This window comes from Streptomyces sp. NPDC001832 (assembly GCF_040297265.1).
Lineage (GTDB): Bacteria > Actinomycetota > Actinomycetes > Streptomycetales > Streptomycetaceae > Streptomyces.
This window is the reverse complement of sequence record NZ_JBEOYU010000094.1, coordinates 1-1,571: the sequence shown is the minus strand read 5'-3', so window position 1 is coordinate 1,571 and position 1,571 is coordinate 1. Positions and strand designations below refer to the sequence as shown.

1 protein-coding gene is annotated in these 1,571 nt (G+C 68.2%); it reads left to right on the top strand.

Annotated features, from left to right (window positions below; all coding sequences use genetic code 11):
* The first annotated feature begins 124 nt into the window (after positions 1 to 124).
* A complete protein-coding gene (locus ABT115_RS30785) occupies positions 125 to 1,561 on the top strand; it encodes an NF041680 family putative transposase (protein WP_351796777.1) in 1,437 nt (478 codons plus the stop codon).
* Positions 1,562 to 1,571 lie beyond the last annotated feature (10 nt).

Below are 1,571 nucleotides of genomic sequence, written 5' to 3'. Positions count from 1 at the left end.
AGCTTGACGTTTAACCCCGGCAAGATCATGTCTTGTCGGGGTTCGTCATGCGCCGGACAGCAGGCGCGGCCGCCTGTGATGCTCGAAGTGTTGAGCCTCGAGATGCAACAGAACGGCCGCTGCCATGAGCTTTCCCGTCTCCTCCGTTCCTGTCCACCCCTTGTCCGTGTTATCCGAATTCCGGAACGACTTCTACGCCTGCCTGTCCCGTCGCGGGGACGAGTTGTTCGAGCTTGCCGACGCCCTGCTGTGTACGGACGGACCGGTCAGGACACTGGTGGATCTGTCGCTGGCTCCCGAGCACCGGCGCGGGCACGGGTCGTTGTACGACGGAATCAACCACGGCCGCCTGGACGTGTCCCGTCTGCGCAGGTCGCTGGCCTCTTCGCCGTTGCCCCGCGACAGTGAGGGACGTCTGCGGATCGCCGTGGACATCAGCAACTGGCTGAGGCCGGACGCGCCCTGCAGCCCCCAACGACTGTTCTGTCACTGCTACGGGCGTGGTCGCGGAAACGCACAGATGATCCCGGGATGGCCGTACTCCGTCGTCGCAGCCCTGGAGAGCGGGCCCACTTCCTGGACCGCGCCACTGGACATCCTGCGGCTCACCCCGGCCGACGATGTCACCACGGTCACCGCCGCCCAGCTGCGCGAACTCTTCTCCCGGCTGACCGAGGCGGGGCAGTGGAGCCAGGGAGACCCGAAGATCGTGGTCGTTCTCGACGCCGGATACGACGTCGTCCGGCTCTCCTTTCTCCTGGCGGACCTGCCCATCGAGCTGGTCGGACGACTGCGCTCGGACCGGGTGCTGTACTTCCCGCCCCCGCCCCGGGCACGCGGCAGGAACGGACGCCCGCCCAGGTACGGGGCGGCGTTCAAGTTCGCCGACGACACCACCTGGCCTGCCCCTGGCCGGGCGACGGCCGAGCACACCGACCACTACGGCGAGGCCGTTGCCCTGGCCTGGAGCCCGCTGCATCCCGCCCTGACCCACCGGGCCGGCTGGGAAGACCACGACGGCGAACTGCCCATCGTGGAGGGCACCGTGATCCGCCTGGAAGTCGACCACCTTCCCGGAGAGAGGACCCCCAAGCCCCTGTGGCTGTGGTCCTCGGCCACCAGCGCCACCACCGACGACATCACACGCTGGTGGCACACCTTCCTCCGAAGGTTCGACCTGGAACACACCTTCCGCATGTTCAAACAGACCCTCGGCTGGACCGTGCCCCAGCTCCGCGACCCGCGCGCGGCCGACCGCTGGAGCTGGGCCGTCATCGTCGCCTACACCCAGCTCAGACTCGCCCGCAACCTCACCGACGACCTCCGCCGCCCCTGGGAAAGACCCGCCCCACCAGGCAAGCTCACCCCCGCCCGTGTCCGACGCGGGTTTCGCCACCTCCACCACCGACTGTCCCAGCCGGCAGCCGCACCGAAACCCGGGAAGCCCGGCCCCGGACGCCCACCCGGCTCCAAGAACCGACGCCCCGCACCCCACCACCATGTGGGCAAACCACCCCAAACGAACACCCGGCGGAACGCGGGAAAGGATCAAGCACCTTAAACGTCAAGCT

What these genes read in the sequence shown, in the direction of transcription:
- ABT115_RS30785 (WP_351796777.1), top strand. Translation starts at nt 125, where the DNA reads ATGAGCTTTCCCGTCTCCTCCGTTCCTGTCCACCCCTTGTCCGTGTTA.